Here is a 19372-nt window from a genome sequence, read left to right as displayed (position 1 = left end):
TCCCGAAGACGGGAGAAGCTCCTGGGGGCCGAGCACTGTGCGTGCTACGTCTCCAGCATTCAGCCCGTGAGGATCGCTTTGCGAAGCACAGCTTCGATCTGTGATGCCCGTAAGGAAACGCGCCCGACGTTCGCATAGTGAACGGCCTTATGCAGAGGGGACCCCGTCTGCTCCACCAGATCCCGAAACCGGACGGCATCTGGATGCTTGGCCGTACCGGAAAGCCAATTGTGGGCATGATCCCCCAGAGCGATGAGCAATGGCGGACGGCCATGGTTCGCACGCGTCAGGACTTCGAGCTCGAAGCTGAGCACCGCCAGACCGTTTTCGATCGCAGGGTGGGATCGTCCGTCGAACGCTCTTGCGAGGTCCGGTCCATAGGGCGTGGGCGCCAGCTTGAACACGTCCGTGATGTACGGCGCGGGGTACTCCGCTGGAAGCCCTGCGTCGAAGGCCGCGAGCTCGACGCTCGCTCGGAGGAAATGGTCGGTAGACGTCGGCCCTGGATGATGGAAAGGGGCGAAGTCAGCGGACGTGGGATCCAGACTGCTACCGGCGAAGTTGAGACCCAGAAGCGCCACGCTCGGAGTGAGCGGATAAGGTGAGGCCTCGAAACCGGCCCGGTCCGTGTGAGCGATTCGCGTGAGGTCGGCGATAGTGGCTTTCAACCCCGCGGCACTCGTTGCTGAGGAGAGATGCCGGTTCTCTGCGGTGATGCGTGGGGCAGCACCGCAGGGTCCCCAGTGTGCCCACGATGAAGCTTGCCCCAGACGCCATTCATTCGGATCGAGCTTGTCATTGGTTATGTCGTGCTCGCGCAGTTCAACGTATGCGTCATAGCTGAGCCCTGGCAGGGTTCTGTGCGTGTCGGGCATCCGGCACCTCTCATGTCGTCAGTCTCGACGCTACTAGCCTCGATAACCATCGGAGATCTGCTGCGGTGGCCTTCCCTTTCCGACCCGGAAACCGGAGAAGCCCCCGGCAACTGCCGGGGGCTTCTCGATCCTGTGGAGCCTAGGAGATTCGAACTCCTGACATCCTGCTTGCAAAGCAGGCGCTCTACCAACTGAGCTAAGGCCCCGTGAGGGAATTTCTTGAGTTAAAGGGTGGGGCTACCAGGACTTGAACCTGGGACCTCTTCATTATCAGTGAAGCGCTCTAACCGCCTGAGCTATAGCCCCGTCAACCTCCAAGACTTTACCGGAGAAACACGGAAAATCCGAATCGAGGGGGAGGACCCCGGAGAGTCCCCACCCTCGACGGTGTTCAGCGGCCGGGACGGATGGTCGCGGTGCCCGCGGAGAGCGATACGTCGATGGTCCTTCGCGCGCTGGAGCCCTCGTCGACCTTGGCGTTCAATGTGCCGGCACTGACGTCCTGGGTGATCGCGTACTCGACGTCCGGCACGGTCAGATCGAGCGTTCCGGCATTGACCTCGATCGTCGTCTCCGAGGGTGCCGTGCCGGTCAGCTCGACCGTGAGATCGCCCGCAGAGACGCCGAGGTCGGCGCGGATGACGCCGTCGAGGAGGATGTCGGCGCGACCGGCGTTCATCTCCGCGTCGAGCTCTCTGGCCGACCCTTCCACGTCGAGGGCACCGGCGTTGACGCGCACGTCGAGCACTCCGAAGTCACCCACGACGTCCAGGCTGCCCGCGTCCAGATTGAGATCGGCATCCAGCGCATCGCCGCGCAGGCTCTCCGGCAGCGTGAGGACGGCGATCTCCTCATCACCGAACCAGTTGCCGAACCACCAGCCGAACACCCCGTCGGGGCTCCGGACGATCAGTTCGTCACCGTCGCGGTCGAATGTCCACGCGGTGCCGCGGCCGTTGGTGATGGAGAGCTGTGCCTCATCGACATCGCCGAACTCGACTCGCATGGTGCTCGCATCCGCATCGACGTCGATCCCCTCGATGCCGTCCACGCCCACGGTCTGCACCGAGTCCGGACGGCTCGAGGACACGATGTTCCCGGCCGCAGCCGCAGCGGCCGTTCCTCCGGCACCGAGCAGGGCGATGCCGCCGACCACGGCCGTGATGACCATGACCGCCGTCGTTCCCGAGGAGCGACCGCCCGGAGCACCGGGCGGGGGAGGCGTCGGAGCCGCCTGCGGGGCGGGCGTCGAGGGTGCCTGCGTCTGCGGTGCGGAGGCGGGCGGGGGAGAAGCGGGCGGCGGGGTGAGCGGGGTGTGCTCGCCCGGGGCGCCGTTGTTGTCGGTGGTCATCGTGCCACTCCTGTCTGGCCGGTCGGCGGCGTCGGGCCACCGGTGTTCTCGATGTGGGCGAGGGCGGCGAGCACGCGGCGGTTGCCCGACTCGTCCTGCTCGAAGCCCAGCTTCTGGAAGATGGCGGTGATGTGCTTCTCGACACTCGCCTCGGAGAGGAAGAGGAGACCGGCGATCGCCTGGTTCGACTTCCCCTCCGCGATCAGCGCGAGCACGGTGCGCTCCCGTTCCGTGAGACGCATCATCCTGTCGTCACGGTTGCGCCGCGTGAGCAGCTGCGCCACCACTTCGGGGTCGAGCACCGTGGCACCCTCGGAGATGCGCTGCACCGAGGCGAGGAACTCCGAGACGTCGGCGACGCGATCCTTGAGCAGGTATCCGAGCGGACCACCCTGCGCCGCGATCAGGTCGGACGCGTAGCGCTCCTCCACGTACTGCGAGAGCACGAGGATGGCGAGCGACGAGTGCGTCGACCGGAGTCCGAGCGCCGCACGGATCCCCTCGTCGGTGAACGTCGGGGGAAGCCGGACGTCCAGGATGCACAGGTCGGGTGCCGTGGTGGCGACGGCCTCGTCGAGGCCCTCGATGTCGGGGAGAGCGGCGACAACCTCGTGGCCGGCGTCCTCGAGCAGACGGACCAGTCCTTCGCGGAGGAGGACGGAGTCCTCGCAGATCAGGATGCGCACGGTACGTTCACCTCCAGGCTGGTCGGTCCGCCCTGCGGACTGTCGAGGCGGAACGTCCCGCCGGCGGCGAGGATACGGTTCGCGATGCCGTCGAGGCCGCCACCCGGCTGCACCTGCGCGCCGCCGATGCCGTTGTCCTCGACCCGCGCCCAGAGCGTGTTCCCCTCGCGGAGCCGCACGATGACTCGGGCTTCACTGGCCCGCGAGTGCTTCGCGGCGTTGGTCAGTGATTCCGCGATCGAGAAGTACACGGCGGCCTCGGCCTCGCGACTGCATCGTCCGTCCATGCGCACATCGAGGTGCACGGGGATGTGCGATCGGCTGGCGAGGGCCGACAGCGCGGCGTCGAGGCCGCGGTCGTCGAGCACGGACGCGTGGATGCCGCGGGCGAGCTGCCGCAGCTCCGTGATGGCTGCCTTGGTCGATGTGTGTGCTTCGTTGATGAGTTCCTTGGCAGTGTCCGGATCGCTGTCGATCTTCTGCTGAGCGAGGCCGAGCGTCATGCCGACGGAGACGAGCCGCGGCTGGACGCCGTCGTGCAGGTCGCGCTCGATGCGCGTGCGCTCCAGATCGGCGGCGCGGACCGCTCCTTCCCGCTGGGCGGTCGAGGTGCGGACGCGTTCGGTGAGCTCGGTCTCCTTGCTGCGGACGACGATCGCCAGTGACAGCGTGCGGTGCAGCAGCGCCAGGCCGATCATCCCGACCACGGAGGCCGCGATGCCGAGGATACCGACCAGCGGTGCCCAGGCGACGGGGATGCCTCCGCCGCCGAACGGTCCCATGACCGCGTCCGCCGCGGTGAGCGGGGCGAAGGAGATGATGATCGACCACACCAGGCTCCAGGCGAGCCGCAGCACGATGAAACCGAGCACGGCCGAGATGGCGAAGTTCGCGACCGCTCGCCACATGCGGGGGTCGATCGCCTGTCGTCCGAGGGAGCGCAGCCAGCCGACGAACCCGGGGCGGTCGCGCTGCTGCAGTCTCAACGGGGTGATCGGGGTGCGGTAGAGGGCACCGACACGGGCGACCTCGAACCACCCGAGTCCGTACAGGGCGTACACGAGCCCGACGAGGAGCACGAGGCCGATGCCGGCGGCGAAGAGCAGACCGAGGCCGGTGCCGAGGAGTCCGCCGAGCATGCCGAAGATGGCGCCGCCGAGCGCGCCGACGCCTGCGAGGTGCAGGATCGTGAGGAAGATGCGCAACGGCGGCTTCACCGCCGTGGCGGGAGCCGGGGTCGCAGTCTGAGTGGTCATGGTTCCAAGGTACGGCGGGGCAGACACGCATGACACCGAGTCAGCCGGACACTCCACTTCGGGTTTTCCATAACGGATGACGGGTGCTTTCCGCCGTTGAACACCCCACGGCGGTACAGTGAGATAGCAAAATCTAGCTCTGCATTTTGTTTTGTCTTGTTTTGTTGAACTGGAGGACATCCACTCATGCCGCTACGTCATCCGTCTCCGAACCTTGCTGACCTTCAATCGCGCGTACTCAGCAAGGACTCGGACGACGTGAGCGGTCTTCTGTTCGGCCGCCCACTCGACGACTCACGGTACTTGCACTGGGAGCAGCTCATTCGTCGGACTCCGCCGGACGGTCTCACGCACGATGAGTGGTGGTTTCGCCTCAAGCTCCAGCGCAGTGCCCAGATGCGTACGGTGCCGTTGCGGGCGAAGGATGGATCGTCCTTCACCTTTGCAATGACCGACGAGGTTCTGCAACTGACCGAGGAAATCGGACGGCGCGCTGGGGGCAGTGTTGCGGGAGGAGGAACGGCCATGACCCCAGGAGGCCGCGACCAGTTCATTGTTCGATCTCTCGTGGAAGAAGCGATCACGTCGAGTCAACTCGAAGGCGCTTCCACCACCCGGCGGGTCGCCGTGGAACTGCTGAGTACCGGACGAGATCCGCGGACAAAGTCAGAACGTATGATCCTCAACAACTACCGCGCCATGCGCCAGGTCACCGAGCTCTCAAGTGACCCGCTCTCGCCGGGGTGGATTCTGGAGCTGCATCGAGTGCTGACTGAAGACACCCTCGACGACCCAGCGGATGCCGGACGAATCGAGACACCGGAACACGAGCGAGTGAGCGTATGGGCGGGGGACATTCAAGTTCACGTGCCGCCCCCGGCAGAGGACCTTCCCGATCGTCTGAGAGAACTCAGTGCTTTCGCGAACGGATCCTCGTCCGACTCGCCCTACATTCCGCCCATCGTCCGCGCGATCATCACCCATTTCATGTTCGGCTACGACCATTACTTCGCCGACGGGAACGGCAGAATCGCACGAACCGCCTTCTACTGGTCGATGCTTCACAACGGCTACTGGCTCGCCGAGTACCTTGCGATCTCGAAGATCCTTCGTGCCGCCCCAGGAAAATATGGCGACAGCTATCAGTACACAGAGGATGATGGCAACGACCTGACGTATTTCATCCTCCACCAACTCCATGTGATCGCACGGGCTCTCGATGAACTCGACCTCTACATCCAGAGCCGCCAGCGTGAGTCACAACGGGTGCAGTCGGCGCTTCGCAGCGCTGTCCGGGATTTCAATATGCGCCAGACTCAGATCCTGGAATGGCTGACGAGAGAATCTCCTCTCGGCATCACTGCGATCGAGATCGCGAACCGCTATCGCGTTTCCAGCCAGACGGCGAGAAACGATCTGTCGTACCTCGAGTCGTTTGGGCTCCTTACCCGCGGAGTGACCAAGCACCCGATCGTGTGGCACCCGGCGAGCGATCTGTCGTCTCGACTGGCTCAGTTAGGCGATCAACAAAGCTAGAAAAACCAAATTGTTGAGTGCCTTTGGCTTTCCTAGCTCTCTCAGAATGGACTGCATATCGCCGCCCCTATCGAGCGCGATGTCCATCTGCTTCACTGGCTGCATGGCAGCCCACGAAGGTGAACCTCACGGCGCAGGTCTCGGCCAACGACTAAACTGGTTGCGCGCGGGAGTGCTCGGCGCGAACGACGGCATCGTCTCGGTCGCCTCACTGGTCGTGGGCGTGGCGGGCGCGACGACCGACAACGCGGCCCTGCTCACCGCGGGGATCGCCGGACTGGTCGGCGGGGCGATCTCGATGGCGCTCGGAGAGTACGTCTCGGTGAGCAGCCAGCGCGACAGTGAACGCGCGCTGATCGCGAAGGAGAGTGAGGAGCTGCGCACCATGCCGGCCGCCGAGCTGGCCGAACTCACCGAGCTCTATCGCGACCGGGGCCTCTCCGAGGAGACCGCACGTCAGGTCGCCGAGGAGCTCACCGCACACGATGCGCTCTCCGCCCACCTGGAGGTCGAGCTCGGCATCGACCAGGACGATCTCGTCAATCCGTGGCACGCGGCGCTCTCTTCGGCGGTCGCCTTCACGCTCGGAGCTCTGCTCCCGCTACTCGCCATCCTGCTGCCGCCGCCCGAGTGGCGTGTTCCGATCACCTTCGTCGCCGTCCTGATCGCCCTCGCGATCACCGGTTCACTATCGGCGCGGATCGGCGGGTCCCCGCCCCTGAGGGCATCTATCCGACTGGTCATCGGTGGAGCGCTCGCTCTCGCCGCGACCTGGCTGATCGGCACGCTCCTCGGCACGACCGGCGTCGTCTGAGCGCCGAGCACACCGGGGGACGACGAAGGGCGGATGCCGCAGCATCCGCCCTTCGGAAATCCGGTTCGAGGATCAGTTCGACATGAACCCGACGAGCAGTCCGCCCGTCACCTTCACCGCGAGGTTGTAGATCCCGGCGACGACGGCGCCGAGCACCGTGAAGACGATCAGGTTCAGGATCGCCACGACCGCGGCGAAAGCCATGACCTGCGGCAGACCGACGACCTCCGACAGCACGAACTCGTTGCCGGTGATGCCGAGCAGGAATCCCTCAGCGGTCTTCATGATCCCGGTCGCCTGGAGCACCAGGAAGATCAGGAAGAACGCCACCATCGTGACCACGGCGAGAGCGACCGCTCCGAGGAACGAGAGCTTCACGGCCGACCAGAAGTCGACGTAGACCAGACGCAGGCGGACCTGCTTGCCACTGGTCTTGCGTGTCGACTTCTTCGCCAGCTTGTCGGCCACTGTACTCATGCGTCTGTATCCTCGGGGGTCTCTGTCGTCTCAGGTGCCTGGGTCTCGGCATCCTCCGCATCGGCCTCGTCTTCGGCGAGGCCACGCTCGCCATTACGGGCGATGGCGAGGATGCGGTCGGCCTCCGTCGTCCGGGCGAACACCACTCCCATGGTGTCTCGACCCTTGGCGGGGACCTCGGCCACGGCAGAGCGTACCACCTTGCCGCTGGAGAGAACCACCAAGACCTCGTCGTCCTCGGCGACGATCAGACCACCCGCGAGAGTGCCCCGATCGTCGTTCAGCTTGGCGACCTTGATGCCTGTTCCACCGCGTCCCTGGACCCGGTATTCCTCGACCGCGGTGCGCTTCGCGTAGCCGCCGTCCGTGACGATGAACACGAACTTCCCGGGGGCGGCGACCGACGCCGACAGCAGGCAGTCCTCGTCGATCTTGAACTTCATACCCCTCACACCGGCCGTCGCCCGACCCATCGGACGCAGCGCCTCATCGGTCGCCTCGAAGCGCACCGACATGCCTCGACGGCTGATGAGGAGGATGTCGTCCTCGGCGTTCACGAGGAGCGCGCTGACGAGCTCGTCCTCGTCGTTCAGACGGATCGCGATGACGCCGCCCTGGCGGTTGGTGTCATACGCCTCGAGGCGGGTCTTCTTGACCAGACCCTCGCGCGTGGCCAACACCAGGTAGTCGGCGACCTCGTAGTCGCGGATGTCGAGCACCTGAGCGATGCTCTCGTCGGGCTGCAGCGCCAGCAGGTTCGCGACGTGCATGCCCTTGGCATCGCGTCCGGCCTCCGGCACCTCATACGTCTTCGCGCGGTAGACGCGACCCTTGTCGGTGAAGAAGAGCAGCCAGTGGTGCGTCGTCGTCACGAAGAAGTGCTCGACGATGTCGTTCGCACGAAGCTGCGCGCCCTTGACCCCCTTGCCGCCACGGTGCTGGGAGCGGTAGTTGTCGCTGCGCGTGCGCTTGATGTAGCCCTCGCGCGTGACGGTGACGACCATCTCCTCCTCGGCGATGAGGTCTTCCATCGAGACATCGCCGTCGAAGCCGTGCAGGATGTGCGTGCGGCGCTCGTCACCGAAGCGGTCGACGATGCCGGTCAGCTCTTCACGGATGATCGTGCGCTGACGGCCCTCGTCGGCGAGGATCGACTTGTAGTCGGTGATCTGTGCTTCGAGCTCGTTCGCCTGGTCGATGATCTTCTGACGCTCGAGTGCAGCCAGACGGCGCAGCTGCATCTGCAGGATCGCGTCGGCCTGGATCTCGTCGATGTCGAGGAGCTCCTGGAGTCCCTCATTCGCATCGGCCGTGGTCTGCGACCGACGGATGAGCGCGATGACCTCGTCGAGCGCGTCGAGCGCCTTCAGGTATCCGCGCAGGATGTGCATGCGCTTCTCGGCCTCGCGCAGACGGAACTCCGTGCGCCGGACGATCACCTCGATCTGGTGCGTGATCCAGTGCGTGATGAAACCGTCGATCGCGAGCGTGCGCGGCACGCCGTCGACGATCGCGAGCATGTTCGCGCCGAAGTTCTCCTGCAGCTGCGTGTGCTTGTACAGGTTGTTCAGCACGACCTTCGCGACCGCGTCGCGCTTGAGCACGACGACCAGGCGCTGACCCGTACGGTCGGAAGACTCGTCGCGGATGTCGGCGATGCCGGTGATCTTGCCGTCGCGGGCGAGGTCGCCGATCTTCACCGCGACGTTGTCGGGGTTGACCTGGTAGGGCAGCTCGGTGATGACGAGGCAGGTGCGGCCCTGGATCTCTTCGACGTTGACGACGGCGCGCATCGTGATGGAGCCGCGGCCCGTGCGGTACGCCTCGTGGACGCCCTTGGTGCCGAGGATCTGCGCGCCGGTCGGGAAGTCCGGACCGGGGATGCGCTGGATCAGGCCGTCGAGCAGCTCCTCGCGGGAGATGCCGGGGTTGTCGAGTGCCCACAGCGCCGCGGCCGATACCTCGCGCAGGTTATGCGGCGGGATGTTCGTGGCCATGCCGACCGCGATACCGACCGAGCCGTTGACGAGCAGGTTCGGGAAGCGGGCCGGCAGAACCGTCGGCTCCTGAGTCTGACCGTCGTAGTTGTCGGTGAAGTCGACCGTGTCCTCTTCGATGTCGCGCACCATCTCGAGCGCGAGCGGGGCCATCTTGGTCTCGGTGTATCGAGGAGCCGCGGCGCCCATGTTGCCGGGAGAGCCGAAGTTGCCCTGGCCGAGAGCCAGCGGATACCGCAGAGACCACGGCTGCACCAGACGCACGAGGGCGTCGTAGATCGCCGAGTCGCCGTGCGGGTGGTACTGGCCCATGACCTCGCCCACCACACGGGCGCACTTCGAGAACGACTTGTCGGGGCGGAAGCCGCCGTCGTACATGCCGTAGATCACACGGCGGTGAACCGGCTTGAGGCCGTCGCGCACGTCGGGGAGGGCACGCCCGACGATGACCGCCATGGCGTAGTCGAGGTAGCTGCGCTGCATCTCGAACTGGAGGTCGACCTGGTCGATCTTGCCGTGGTCGTGTTCCGGCTCGGTGCGTTCTTCGTCAGTCATCAATCAATCTCTCTGTCACACATCTGGTCTGAGCCCGCGGGGCGTCAGATGTCGAGGAAGCGGACGTCCTTGGCGTTGCGCTGGATGAAGCTGCGTCGGGACTCGACGTCTTCACCCATCAGCACGCTGAAGATCTCGTCGGCGGCGGCGGCATCCTCGATGGTGATCTGCTGCAGGGTGCGCGTGGTGTGATCCATCGTCGTCTCCCACAGCTCCTTCGGGTTCATCTCACCGAGACCCTTGTAGCGCTGGATGCCGGCGTCCTTCGGGATCCGCTTGCCGTTGTCGAGGCCGTGCTTGAGCAGGGCGTCGCGCTCGGCATCGCTGAACACGTACTCGTGCGGGGAGTTCGACCACTTCAGTCGGTACAGCGGCGGCATCGCGAGATACACGAAGCCGGCCTCGATGAGTCCGCGCATGTAGCGGAACAGCAGCGTGAGCAGCAGCGTGGTGATGTGCTGGCCGTCGACGTCGGCATCGGCCATCAACACGATCTTGTGATAGCGCGCCTTCTCGATGTCGAACTCTTCGCCGATGCCCGTGCCGAAGGCCTGGATCATCGCCTGGACTTCCTTGTTGCCCAGGGCCTTGTCGAGACGCGCGCGCTCGACGTTGAGGATCTTGCCGCGGAGCGCCAGGATCGCCTGGGTGTGCGGGTCGCGACCCTGCACGGCGGAACCACCGGCCGAGTCACCCTCGACGAGGAAGATCTCGCTGATCGACGGATCCTTGCTCGTGCAGTCCTTGAGCTTGTCCGGCATGGCCGCCGACTCGAAGACGCTCTTGCGACGTGCGGTCTCGCGGGCCTTGCGGGCGGCGAGGCGAGCGGTCGCCGCGTCGAGAGCCTTGCGGATGATGTTCTTGGCCTGGACCGGGTTGCGTTCGAACCAGTCTCCGAGCTGATCGCCGACGACCTTCTGCACGAAAGCCTTCGCCTCGGTGTTGCCGAGCTTGGTCTTGGTCTGACCCTCGAACTGCGGCTCGCCCAGCTTGATCGAGATGACCGCCGTGAGTCCCTCGCGCACGTCGTCGCCGGAGAGGTTGTCGTCCTTCTCCTTGAGGATGTTGTTCGCACGGGCGTACTTGTTCACCAGGGTCGTGAGCGCCGCGCGGAAGCCTTCCTCGTGCGTTCCGCCCTCGTGGGTGTTGATCGTGTTGGCGTAGGTGAAGACGTTCTCGGTGTACGAGGTGGTCCACTGCATGGCGACCTCGAGGGAGATCTTGCGCTGCGTGTCCTCCGACTCGAACGCGATGATCTCGTCGTTCACGACCTCGGCATGGCGCACCTTGTTGAGGTACTCGACGTAGTCGACGAGTCCGCGCTCGTAGAAGAAGACATCGCCGGGCTGCTTCGTGATCGTCGCGCCCTCTTCCTCCACCTCATAGGCCGAGGACTCGCGCTCGTCGCGCAGATCGATGCGCAATCCCTTGTTGAGGAACGCCATCTGCTGGAACCGCGTGCGCAGTGTGTCGTAGTCGAAGTCGATCGATTCGGTGAAGATCGACGCGTCCGGCCAGAACGTGATGCTGGTACCGGTCTCGTCGGTCGCCTCGCCCTTCTCGAGCTTCTGCTGCGGGATGCCGCCGTCGGCGAAGGAGTGGCGCCAGACGAAGCCCTTCTGCTTGACCTCGACGTCGAAGCGGGTCGACAGCGCGTTCACGACCGAGGAGCCGACACCGTGCAGACCACCGGAGACGGCGTAGGCGCCGCCGCCGAACTTTCCACCGGCGTGCAGGATCGTCAACACGACCTCGACCGTGGACTTGTTCGGGTCGGAGGAGTGCGGGTCGACCGGGATGCCACGACCGTTGTCGACCACGCGGACGCCGCCGTCGGCGAGCATCGTCACCGAGATCGTGTCGGCGTATCCGGCGAGTGCTTCATCGACCGAGTTGTCGACGATCTCGTAGACCAGGTGGTGCAGACCGCGCGGACCCGTGGACCCGATGTACATACCGGGTCGCTTGCGCACCGCCTCGAGGCCTTCGAGGATCTGGATCGAGTCGGCTCCGTACTCGCCGGGCTGCTTGATCTTGGGAGAGATCGTGTTGCTCGTGGTCTCGGAGCCGTCGATGGGGTCGGAGGTTCCCCCGGTGTTCGATTCCGTCTCGTCAGCAGGGGATTCAGGCGTCATCAGAGGGCATTCTCCACATCGATATCACGAACTCCCATTCTAGCGGGGTTTCGTCGGGAAATGCCGCTCAACGGCCGTGTGTGGCCCTCTGAGCGTTGTGGACCCCATTCGTGGTGTCCTACCCGTAGGTGTCGCGCGGGCCCCGCCCTGGAACGACTCTGGGACCCCATTTCCAGGAGGGGACGTCCGGTCCGATGAAGCGGAGGTTCTCGACACCCGCGTCGGGATAGCGACGGCCGATCTCGGTGAGGATGGTCGCCCGCATGAACTGGAGGTTCTTCGCCCAGGCCGTCGAGTCGCACTTCACGGTGAGCAATCCGCGCTCGAGAGAGACCGGTTCGGAGTGCTTCGCGGTATCGGCGCCCGCCAGATCGGCCCACTGCCGGACCAGGTCCTCACGGGCGAGCGTGATCTGCCAGCCGGAGTCCCGACTCAGCTTGTCGAGCACCGCGCCGAGTGCACCCGGATCCCGACCCGGGGTGAACGGCGCGTTGTCGTCGTCGGTGACGATGCGGCGCTTGCGCTTCCAGCTCTTCGAGCTCGGCTGCAGCCCGCGCAGGCGCAGGTACGTGCCCACCGTCTCCGGCACTTCGACCGGCGGAGTCGACGCGGCGTCAGTCATCCGTAGCCTCCCGCTCGTCGCTGATCGTCCCGGCACTGATCCGCACGACGTGGGCATGCAGCACCTCGGGGATATCCTCCTCCACCGCCGCCGTGACCACCACCTGCTCGTAGCCCGCCGTCAGGGTCGCGAGTCGCTGTCGTCGGTCGGCATCGAGTTCGGCGAAGACATCGTCGAGGATCAGCACCGGATCTCCGGCGGGGGACTCGCTGCGCAACAACTCGGCGGACGCCAGTCGGAGCGCGAGCGCGACCGACCAGGATTCGCCGTGTGAGGCGTAACCCTTCACCGGGAGATCACGCACACGCAGGACCAGGTCGTCACGATGCGGACCTGTGAGTGTGAGACCGCGATCGAGCTCGCTCGACCGCTTGGCTGCCAACGAGGCACGGAAGAGTTCCGCGATGTGCTGCGGATCACTGAGCTTGCCGCTGGCAGGGGATTCCTCCGCGCCCGACGCTCCGTCCTCTCCCTCTTCGGGATCCCCACCGCCGACCGACAGCGCCCACTCCAACTGCGGACGATGATCGGCGCCGGCGATGGCCTCATACGCGTCGGCCACCGGCTGCTGAAGATCCGCAGCCAACCGCTGGCGCACCGTGATGATCTCGGAACCGAGTGCGACGAGCTTGTCATCCCAGACATCGAGCGTGCTCAGACCCTCACCGCGGATGCCGCGAGCTCGCGCCGACTTGAGCAGGGCGTTGCGCTGCTTGAGCACGCGGTCGTAGTCCGCGAGCACGGCCGAGATGCGGGGGATACGCTGAATGAGCAGCTGATCCATGAATCGGCGGCGCGCGGAAGGATCGCCACGCACGATCTGCAGATCTTCCGGGGCGAAGAGCACCACATGCGCGTAGCGCGGAAGCTCGTTCGGCTTCGACGGCGAGCCGTTGATGCGGGCCTTGTTCGACCCCTGCCGATTCACCTGCACCTCGGCGAGAACCCGCCGTTCGCCATGCGAGAGCCGCGCACGGATGACCGCGAACTCCTGGCCGTCGCGCACCATGGGCGCATCCGACGACACCCGGTGCGAACCGAGGGTCGCGAGGAAGACCACCGCCTCGGCGAGATTCGTCTTGCCCTGCCCGTTTCGACCGACAAGCACGTTCGGGCCGGGGTGGAGCGCGAGTTCAGCGGTCGCGTAATTGCGGAAGTCGACCAAGCTCAGGTGTTCCACGATCACGCTGTCAGCCTACCTTCGGGCTCTGACATCTCCCTCCGGTGGATTCGAGCCGGCGGCCGCTCGAGTCCGTCGAGCAGCCGCCGGCCGTTGATCACGGAAGCGGTCCGTAGAGCGACGGCGAGGTGCGGGCGCCCGTGGTCTTCTCGAACGCATACGCGAGCCCCAGCAAGGTGCCCTCGTCGAAGTCCCGTCCGAGGAACTCCAGGTTCACGCCGCTGCCGGGAAGAGACTCACCCTCGATCGTCCGACCCATCGGAACGGTCACGGACGGCATCCCGGTGTTCGGGCTCAATCTCATGTTCGTCCCCTGGGTCCCATATGCGTTCGTGCTCGGATAGACGATCGCGTCGAGATCGAGATCCTCCATCATCTGGGTCACGAGGGTCTTGCCCGCCGCGATCTGCACCGTGTGCGAGCCGGTGTCGCCGGCCCACGCCTCGTACGTCGCGTCGGTGACGGCGTTGCGTGCCTCGTAGATCGATCGCCGAGACGTCACGAAGCTGTTCGTCGCGAGGATGTCCGTGAGCGTCCGTGCCTCGACCTCGGGACCGAGATGGGTGGCGATGTACTCGTCGAGGTCGTGTCGGAACTCGTTCGTCGATCCGGATCCCTCGTTGAGCACGGCGGCGAAACCTGCCGGCGGCGTCACGGGCACGATGGTCGCGCCCTGGGCGGTCAGCGCCGCAGTCGCCTCCGAGAAGAGGCGGACGGTGCCGGAATTGGTCCCGACCATCGAGGGGATGAAGGCGATGCGCGCACCCTGCAGCGCATCCGGGTCGAGGAACGAGGTGTACGAATCGGGGACCAGTCCCTGCTGCCGTGCGGTGACAGGATCGGCTTCGTCGACTCCGACCACCGCGTCGAGTGCGATGGCCGCGTCGATGACCGATCGGGCCATCGGTCCGCCCGTGTCCTGCGAAAGCGCCAGCGGGATGATGCCGTCACGGCTCGCCAGACCGACGGTGGGACGAACTCCGACGAGCTGGTTGTACGACGACGGGACCCTGATCGATCCGCCGGTGTCGGTGCCGAAGCCGAGCGCGGCGAAATTGGCCGCGACGGCGGCGCCCGTCCCTCCGCTGGACCCGCCGGCCGTCTTCGTGGTGTCGTACGGGCTCGCCACGAGAGATGTCGAACCCGGTTCCTGGAACGACGAGAACTCGGAGACGAACCCGTAGGCGAACTCGTCGAGGCTCGCCTTCGCCATGATCACGGCACCGTCGCTGCGGAGACCGCTGACCATCGAGGCGTCGGTGGTCGTCTGGTTCTCGTTCCAGCACGCGCATCCACCGGTCGTCACCATGTCGACCGTGCCGTAGTTGTCCTTCAGCGCGATCGGGACACCCAGCAACATGCTCGTCATACCCTGGGACGCACGGATCTCATCGGCCTCCGCTGCCGCATCGAGCGCCTTCGGGTTCACCGTGATGATCGAGTTGAGCGGACGACTTCCGCCCGGTACGACGGCACGGTCGTATGCCTCGATCCGATCGAGGTACTCCTGCGTGATGCTCTGCGAACTCGCGACTCCCGCATTCATGGCTGACTGCATGTCGATCACCGTCGCTTCGACGAGCTCGAAGGGCCCGTCGTCGTAGATGATGCGCTGCGACAGATCTGCGAGATCGAGAATCGTGAGCTCACCGTCGGCATCGGTATCCAGGATGGACACGCTCGACCAGTCTGGCGAAGCTGTCGTCAGACCGAGCGAATCCCCTGCGATCTCCAGGTCTTCGGCGGTGACCATCGCATCACCCGTCACATCGAGCTGGCTGTAATACGGCGGAAGGCTCACAGCGGCCGGCAACGCCGCTGCGGTCGCCGAGCTGCTCGCCATGCCGAGGCCGACGATCGCCGTACCTGCCACCGACACGATGGCGACGGCCCTGAGCATGGTCTTCTTCACGGTCTTGTCTCTCTCGTTGTTCGATCGTTGTGCCGTGCCGTCACGCCGGGTCATCGTGTCCTCCGTCGGAGAGCGAGGACGGTGCCGGCTGCCACGAGAGCCAGGGCTCCGGCGCCGACGATGAGCCAGGGGGCGGCGTCGGCTCCCGTGACGGCGAGCGAGCCGTCCGCTGGGGTGTCCGATCCGGTTCCGGGTTGCGAACCGGAACCGGGATCCCCGCCCGGGGATCCACCGCCGCCCGAACCGGGCTCCGTTCCTTCGTCGTCGGCGATGATCTCGACGACCGTCGACGCGCCAGCTGCACTCGGATCGATCGTGGTGGTATTCCCGTCGGAACCGATGATCCGACCGGATGCGATGCCGACGGCGGCATCCCCATCGGCGATCGCAGCAAATCTCACCGTCACGAGAGTCTGCGTGCCGGTCAGACCGGGCGAGGTACCGAGGCGGGTGGCGGCGATCGCGACCTCGCTCCCCGTGTCCGTCGCCGAGTGGAATCCTCCGGACGGCGACTGCTCGCTGTCGTCGACGAATGCGAGGGCATCCTCGTCATAGGCGATGTCGAGCTCATAGGCGTACGCATCGACGAGGCCGGTGAAGACTGCGGTGATCGTGACCGTGTCACCGACGGAGACCGAAGTCGGTGCCGCCGTCAGAGAGACCGCCTCGTATCCGACCGGGATCGTGGCGGCCGAGGCCGACGATGCCACACCGAATGCCAGGAAGGTCGCTGCGGCGAATGCGACCCCCGAGCCGTGAGCACGCAGGCGTCGGAAACGGGTGGGAGCTTTTGGTGGCATGCGGAGCGTCTTTCGTCTGAAGAGACGAGCGCGGCCGCACGGCTATGCGGAGCAGCCGTGCTCTGGGGCACTGCTGACTCTCGCAGCCTGGTGTTTCGTGTTCCGAGCGTTGCTGTTTCCGACAGGTAACGGTCGAAAACCTCAGGATCAGCGCAGGAGGAGGTTCGGCTGAAGAAGGTACTTGAACGAATCGAGACCGGCCTGATCGACCGAAGTCTGGCTCGTGATGAGCACCGGGCTGAGCTTGTTGGCGTTGTCGCTCGACGTGAAGGTCACGCGGACGAACTCGCTCTTCACCGCACCGAGAGCCTCGATCAGATACTGCGGGTTCAGGCCGAGCGTGACTTCGTCGCCGCCCGAGAGAATCGCGTCGACGGACTCGGAAGCCCTGGCGTGCTCGCTGCCCGAAGCATCCATCGTCACACTGTCGTTCGAGAACGTGAAGCGAAGCGGCGCGGCACGGTCGAGCACGAGCGACACACGCCGGACGGCCTCGACGAGATCAGCGGTGTTCACGACCGCGTAGTGGTCGGTCTGCTCGGGGAAGAGGCGGCGGACCGGCGGGAAGTTGCCCTTGATCAGCAGCGATGTGACCGTCTTGTTGCCGGCGGTGAACGCGATGATCTCGCGGTCCCCTGCTCCGGAGAAAGCGATCTGGATGGTGCCGGCGTGGCCGAAGGTCTTTCCGACCTCGAGCAGCGTACGTGCCGGAACCAGTGCGGTCGCCTCGACGGATTCCCCGTCCCACGGAACGTCACGGAGAGAGACCCGGTAACGGTCGGTCGCGACGAGGCTGAGGCTGTGACCCGACACCTCGAGCTGCACGCCGGTCAGCACCGGGGTCACGTCGTCGCGGGAAGCCGCGAATCCGACCTGCGAGATCGCCGTACCGAAGTCATCGGCAGGAACGACACCCGAAGACCCGCTCACCTCGGGGATCGACGGGTATTCCTCGACGGGCATGGCCGCGAGGGTGAACCGGGCGGAGCCGCAGGTGACGGTGATGCCACCGTCTTCTTCGACAGCGATCTCGATCGGAGCGTTCGGAAGCCGGCTGGCGATGTCGGAGAGAAGTCGACCGTGCACGAGGATCGTGCCCGGGGTCTCGACGGTGGCTTCGATCGTCGTCCGTGCGGAGGCCTCGTAGTCGAAAGCCGAAAGTGTGAGTCCGGAACCGTCCGCCTCGATCAGCACACCGGCCAGGATCGGCTGCGGGTTGCGCTGCGGCAGAAGCTTGACGACGAACGAGACAGCCTCGCTGAAGACATCGCGGTTGACCTGAAACCTCACTGGTGCTCCCTTGTCGTCGAACTGTGACGCGTTGTCGTCGGCCCTGCCGGTGCAGGGCTTCCCATGCTAGCCCCCTGTTCGCCCGGATCCCTACGCCGGAGTTCTTGTCGTTCGTTCGACGGTTCTCCCCACCGTCTGGTGATGGGATCGCGCCTTGAAAGACTTAACTCCTTAACGGTGTTAACAGCTGTGGATACTGTGGATAACTCGGTGGATAGCAAGAGCGAGTAAGGAACTACACGCTTGTCAGTTGTGGAATCCCTGAGGAATCCGCGGGCTGGGGCCGACTACGGGTGGGGAGGCTCCCCCATAGTTATCCACAGGTTTGATCGATTGACCCACATTCGTCCCGATCAGACTGACAGTCATCCACAAGTTATCCACATGTGCATAGAGGCATCTATCCGGCGCCGGGAATGCCTGTCAGGACGCGAAAAGGGGGACCCAGCACCCCTTCGGATGCCGAGTCCCCCTCATACCCGCGTGTCGCGGCGTCAGCGACGCCCGAGCTGCGTGGTGATCTCGGTGACCTGGTTGTAGATCGAACGTCGCTCCTTCATGAGCTCGCTGATCTTCTTGTACGCGTACATGACGGTCGTGTGGTCACGGTTGCCGAAGAGCTGACCGATCTTCGGGAGGGACAGGCTGGTGCGTTCCCGACAGAGGTACATGGCGATCTGTCGGGCGGTGGCGATCTGCTGCGATCTGCTGGAACCGTAGAGGTCGTCGACCGTGAGCTTGAAGTACTGCGCCGTGGCCGTGATGATGTCCGTCGGCGAGATGATGTTGTCCTCGGCCGTGTCGATGATGTCGCGGAGCACGGTCTGGGCCAGCGAGATGTCGAGTGCCGATCGATTCAGGCTTGCGAAGGCGGACACCCGGATGAGGGCTCCTTCGAGCTCACGGATGTTCGACGAGACCACGGTCGCGATGTACTCGAGGACCTCGTCGGGGATGTGCAGCGCCTCGCTCTGCGCCTTCTTCCGGAGGATCGCGATGCGTGTCTCCAGGTCGGGAGCCTGCACGTCGGTGATCAGACCCCATTCGAAGCGGCTCCGCATCCGATCCTCGAAGCCGGTGAGATGCTTCGGGGCGACGTCGCTGGTGATGACGACCTGCTTGTTGTGATCGTGCAGCGTGTTGAAGGTGTGGAAGAAGGCTTCCTGCGTCTCGGCCCGCCCCTGCAGGAACTGGATGTCGTCGATCAGGAGGATGTCGACGTCGCGGTACCTGGCCTGGAAAGCGGCGCCACGGTTGTTCGCGATCGAGTTGATGAAGTCGTTGGTGAACTCCTCACTCGAGACGTAGCGAACCTTGACCCCGGCGTAGAGGGACTGCGCGTAGTCACCGATCGCATGGAGGAGGTGCGTCTTCCCGAGGCCGGAGTCGCCGTAGATGAACAGCGGGTTGTAGGCCTTCGCGGGGGCTTCGGCCACGGCGACGGCGGCCGCGTGGGCGAAGCGGTTCGACTGGCCGATCACGAAGTTGTCGAAGGTGTACTTCGGATTGAGCCGTGATTCATGGCGCAACTGTGTCGGCTGCTCCATCGGCGACTCCACACGGACCTGCTCGTGTCGCCCGAAATCGCCCACCGCGATCGGCGCCGCCTGCTGCTCGGCCAGCTCGTGATTGACCACGACCCGATATGAGGTCACTTCCTCGCCGATGTGCGAGAGCGCCTCCATGATCGGCAGCCGCAGGCGCTTGTTGATCTGCGCGGCGGTGAGATCGTTCGGCACCTCGAGATAGAGCGTCGCGGACATGACGCCGGCCGGGACGGCCAGACTCAGAAATCCCTGCAGCTGGGGAGTGACACGATCGTCATCGACCAGAAGCTCCTGCACCGTGGTCCAGATGGGGACGTCGGGCTGGGCAGGTGATGACAT

Annotated in this window: 15 protein-coding genes and 2 tRNA genes; 2 read left to right on the top strand and 15 right to left on the bottom strand. The window is 65.1% G+C overall.

The window, feature by feature from the left end; translation table 11 throughout:
• Positions 1-59 precede the first annotated feature (59 nt).
• From ACCO44_RS00085 to ACCO44_RS00060, 6 genes are all read right to left on the bottom strand, one after another.
• On the bottom strand, positions 60-875 hold the full coding sequence (locus ACCO44_RS00085; RefSeq protein WP_146114850.1) for a hypothetical protein: 816 nt from the start codon (positions 873-875) through the stop codon (positions 60-62).
• 133 nt (positions 876-1008) lie between these two features.
• Positions 1009-1081: transfer RNA gene (locus ACCO44_RS00080), tRNA-Ala, on the bottom strand.
• A gap of 26 nt (positions 1082-1107) precedes the next feature.
• A tRNA-Ile gene (locus ACCO44_RS00075) sits at positions 1108-1181 on the bottom strand.
• Between the two features lie 85 nt (positions 1182-1266).
• Positions 1267-2226, bottom strand: a complete 960-nt coding sequence (locus ACCO44_RS00070) for a hypothetical protein (protein ID WP_372467768.1) — start codon at positions 2224-2226, stop codon at positions 1267-1269.
• The gene (locus ACCO44_RS00065; RefSeq protein ID WP_262002422.1) at positions 2223-2912 is read right to left on the bottom strand and encodes a response regulator transcription factor; all 690 of its coding nucleotides are present in this window, start codon (positions 2910-2912) and stop codon (positions 2223-2225) included. The genes ACCO44_RS00070 and ACCO44_RS00065 overlap by 4 nt, the downstream gene beginning before the upstream one ends.
• Positions 2900-4168, bottom strand: a complete 1269-nt coding sequence (locus tag ACCO44_RS00060; protein ID WP_029264199.1) for a histidine kinase — start codon at positions 4166-4168, stop codon at positions 2900-2902. Before ACCO44_RS00060 ends, ACCO44_RS00065 begins: the two co-directional genes overlap by 13 nt.
• A gap of 258 nt (positions 4169-4426) precedes the next feature.
• Between ACCO44_RS00060 and ACCO44_RS00055 the strand changes: the two genes are divergently transcribed.
• Complete coding sequence (locus ACCO44_RS00055; RefSeq protein WP_372467767.1) at positions 4427-5704, top strand: Fic family protein; 1278 nt, start codon at positions 4427-4429, stop codon at positions 5702-5704.
• Positions 5705-5807: 103 nt separating this feature from the next.
• A complete protein-coding gene (locus tag ACCO44_RS00050) occupies positions 5808-6518 on the top strand; it encodes a VIT family protein (protein WP_036304393.1) in 711 nt (236 codons plus the stop codon).
• 72 nt (positions 6519-6590) lie between these two features.
• On the opposite strand, the gene ACCO44_RS00045 is transcribed toward ACCO44_RS00050, so the two are convergent.
• From ACCO44_RS00045 to dnaA, 9 genes are all read right to left on the bottom strand, one after another.
• A complete protein-coding gene (locus tag ACCO44_RS00045; protein ID WP_029264201.1) occupies positions 6591-6995 on the bottom strand; it encodes a DUF3566 domain-containing protein in 405 nt (134 codons plus the stop codon).
• Positions 6992-9547: a DNA gyrase subunit A gene (gene gyrA, locus ACCO44_RS00040; protein WP_029264202.1), complete on the bottom strand. Its 2556-nt coding sequence runs from the start codon at positions 9545-9547 to the stop codon at positions 6992-6994. Before gyrA ends, ACCO44_RS00045 begins: the two co-directional genes overlap by 4 nt.
• 44 nt (positions 9548-9591) lie before the next feature.
• On the bottom strand, positions 9592-11682 hold the full coding sequence (gene gyrB, locus ACCO44_RS00035) for a DNA topoisomerase (ATP-hydrolyzing) subunit B (protein ID WP_308737271.1): 2091 nt from the start codon (positions 11680-11682) through the stop codon (positions 9592-9594).
• Between the two features lie 118 nt (positions 11683-11800).
• Entirely contained in the window at positions 11801-12304 is a 504-nt protein-coding gene (locus ACCO44_RS00030) for a DUF721 domain-containing protein (RefSeq protein WP_029264204.1), read from the bottom strand.
• Positions 12297-13490: a DNA replication/repair protein RecF gene (gene recF / locus ACCO44_RS00025; protein ID WP_262002419.1), complete on the bottom strand. Its 1194-nt coding sequence runs from the start codon at positions 13488-13490 to the stop codon at positions 12297-12299. Before recF ends, ACCO44_RS00030 begins: the two co-directional genes overlap by 8 nt.
• A gap of 91 nt (positions 13491-13581) precedes the next feature.
• Complete coding sequence (locus ACCO44_RS00020; protein WP_262002418.1) at positions 13582-15450, bottom strand: amidase family protein; 1869 nt, start codon at positions 15448-15450, stop codon at positions 13582-13584.
• The gene (locus ACCO44_RS00015; RefSeq protein ID WP_262002417.1) at positions 15447-16196 is read right to left on the bottom strand and encodes a cohesin domain-containing protein; all 750 of its coding nucleotides are present in this window, start codon (positions 16194-16196) and stop codon (positions 15447-15449) included. The genes ACCO44_RS00020 and ACCO44_RS00015 overlap by 4 nt, the downstream gene beginning before the upstream one ends.
• Before the next feature lie 147 nt (positions 16197-16343).
• A complete protein-coding gene (gene dnaN / locus ACCO44_RS00010) occupies positions 16344-17486 on the bottom strand; it encodes a DNA polymerase III subunit beta (protein ID WP_029264206.1) in 1143 nt (380 codons plus the stop codon).
• 494 nt (positions 17487-17980) lie between these two features.
• Positions 17981-19249, bottom strand: coding sequence for a chromosomal replication initiator protein DnaA (dnaA, locus tag ACCO44_RS00005; RefSeq protein ID WP_372469430.1), 1269 nt, complete (start codon positions 19247-19249; stop codon positions 17981-17983).
• Positions 19250-19372 lie beyond the last annotated feature (123 nt).

Source organism: Microbacterium maritypicum (assembly GCF_041529975.1).
Lineage (GTDB): Bacteria > Actinomycetota > Actinomycetes > Actinomycetales > Microbacteriaceae > Microbacterium.
This window is presented reverse-complemented; position numbering and strand designations above follow the sequence as displayed.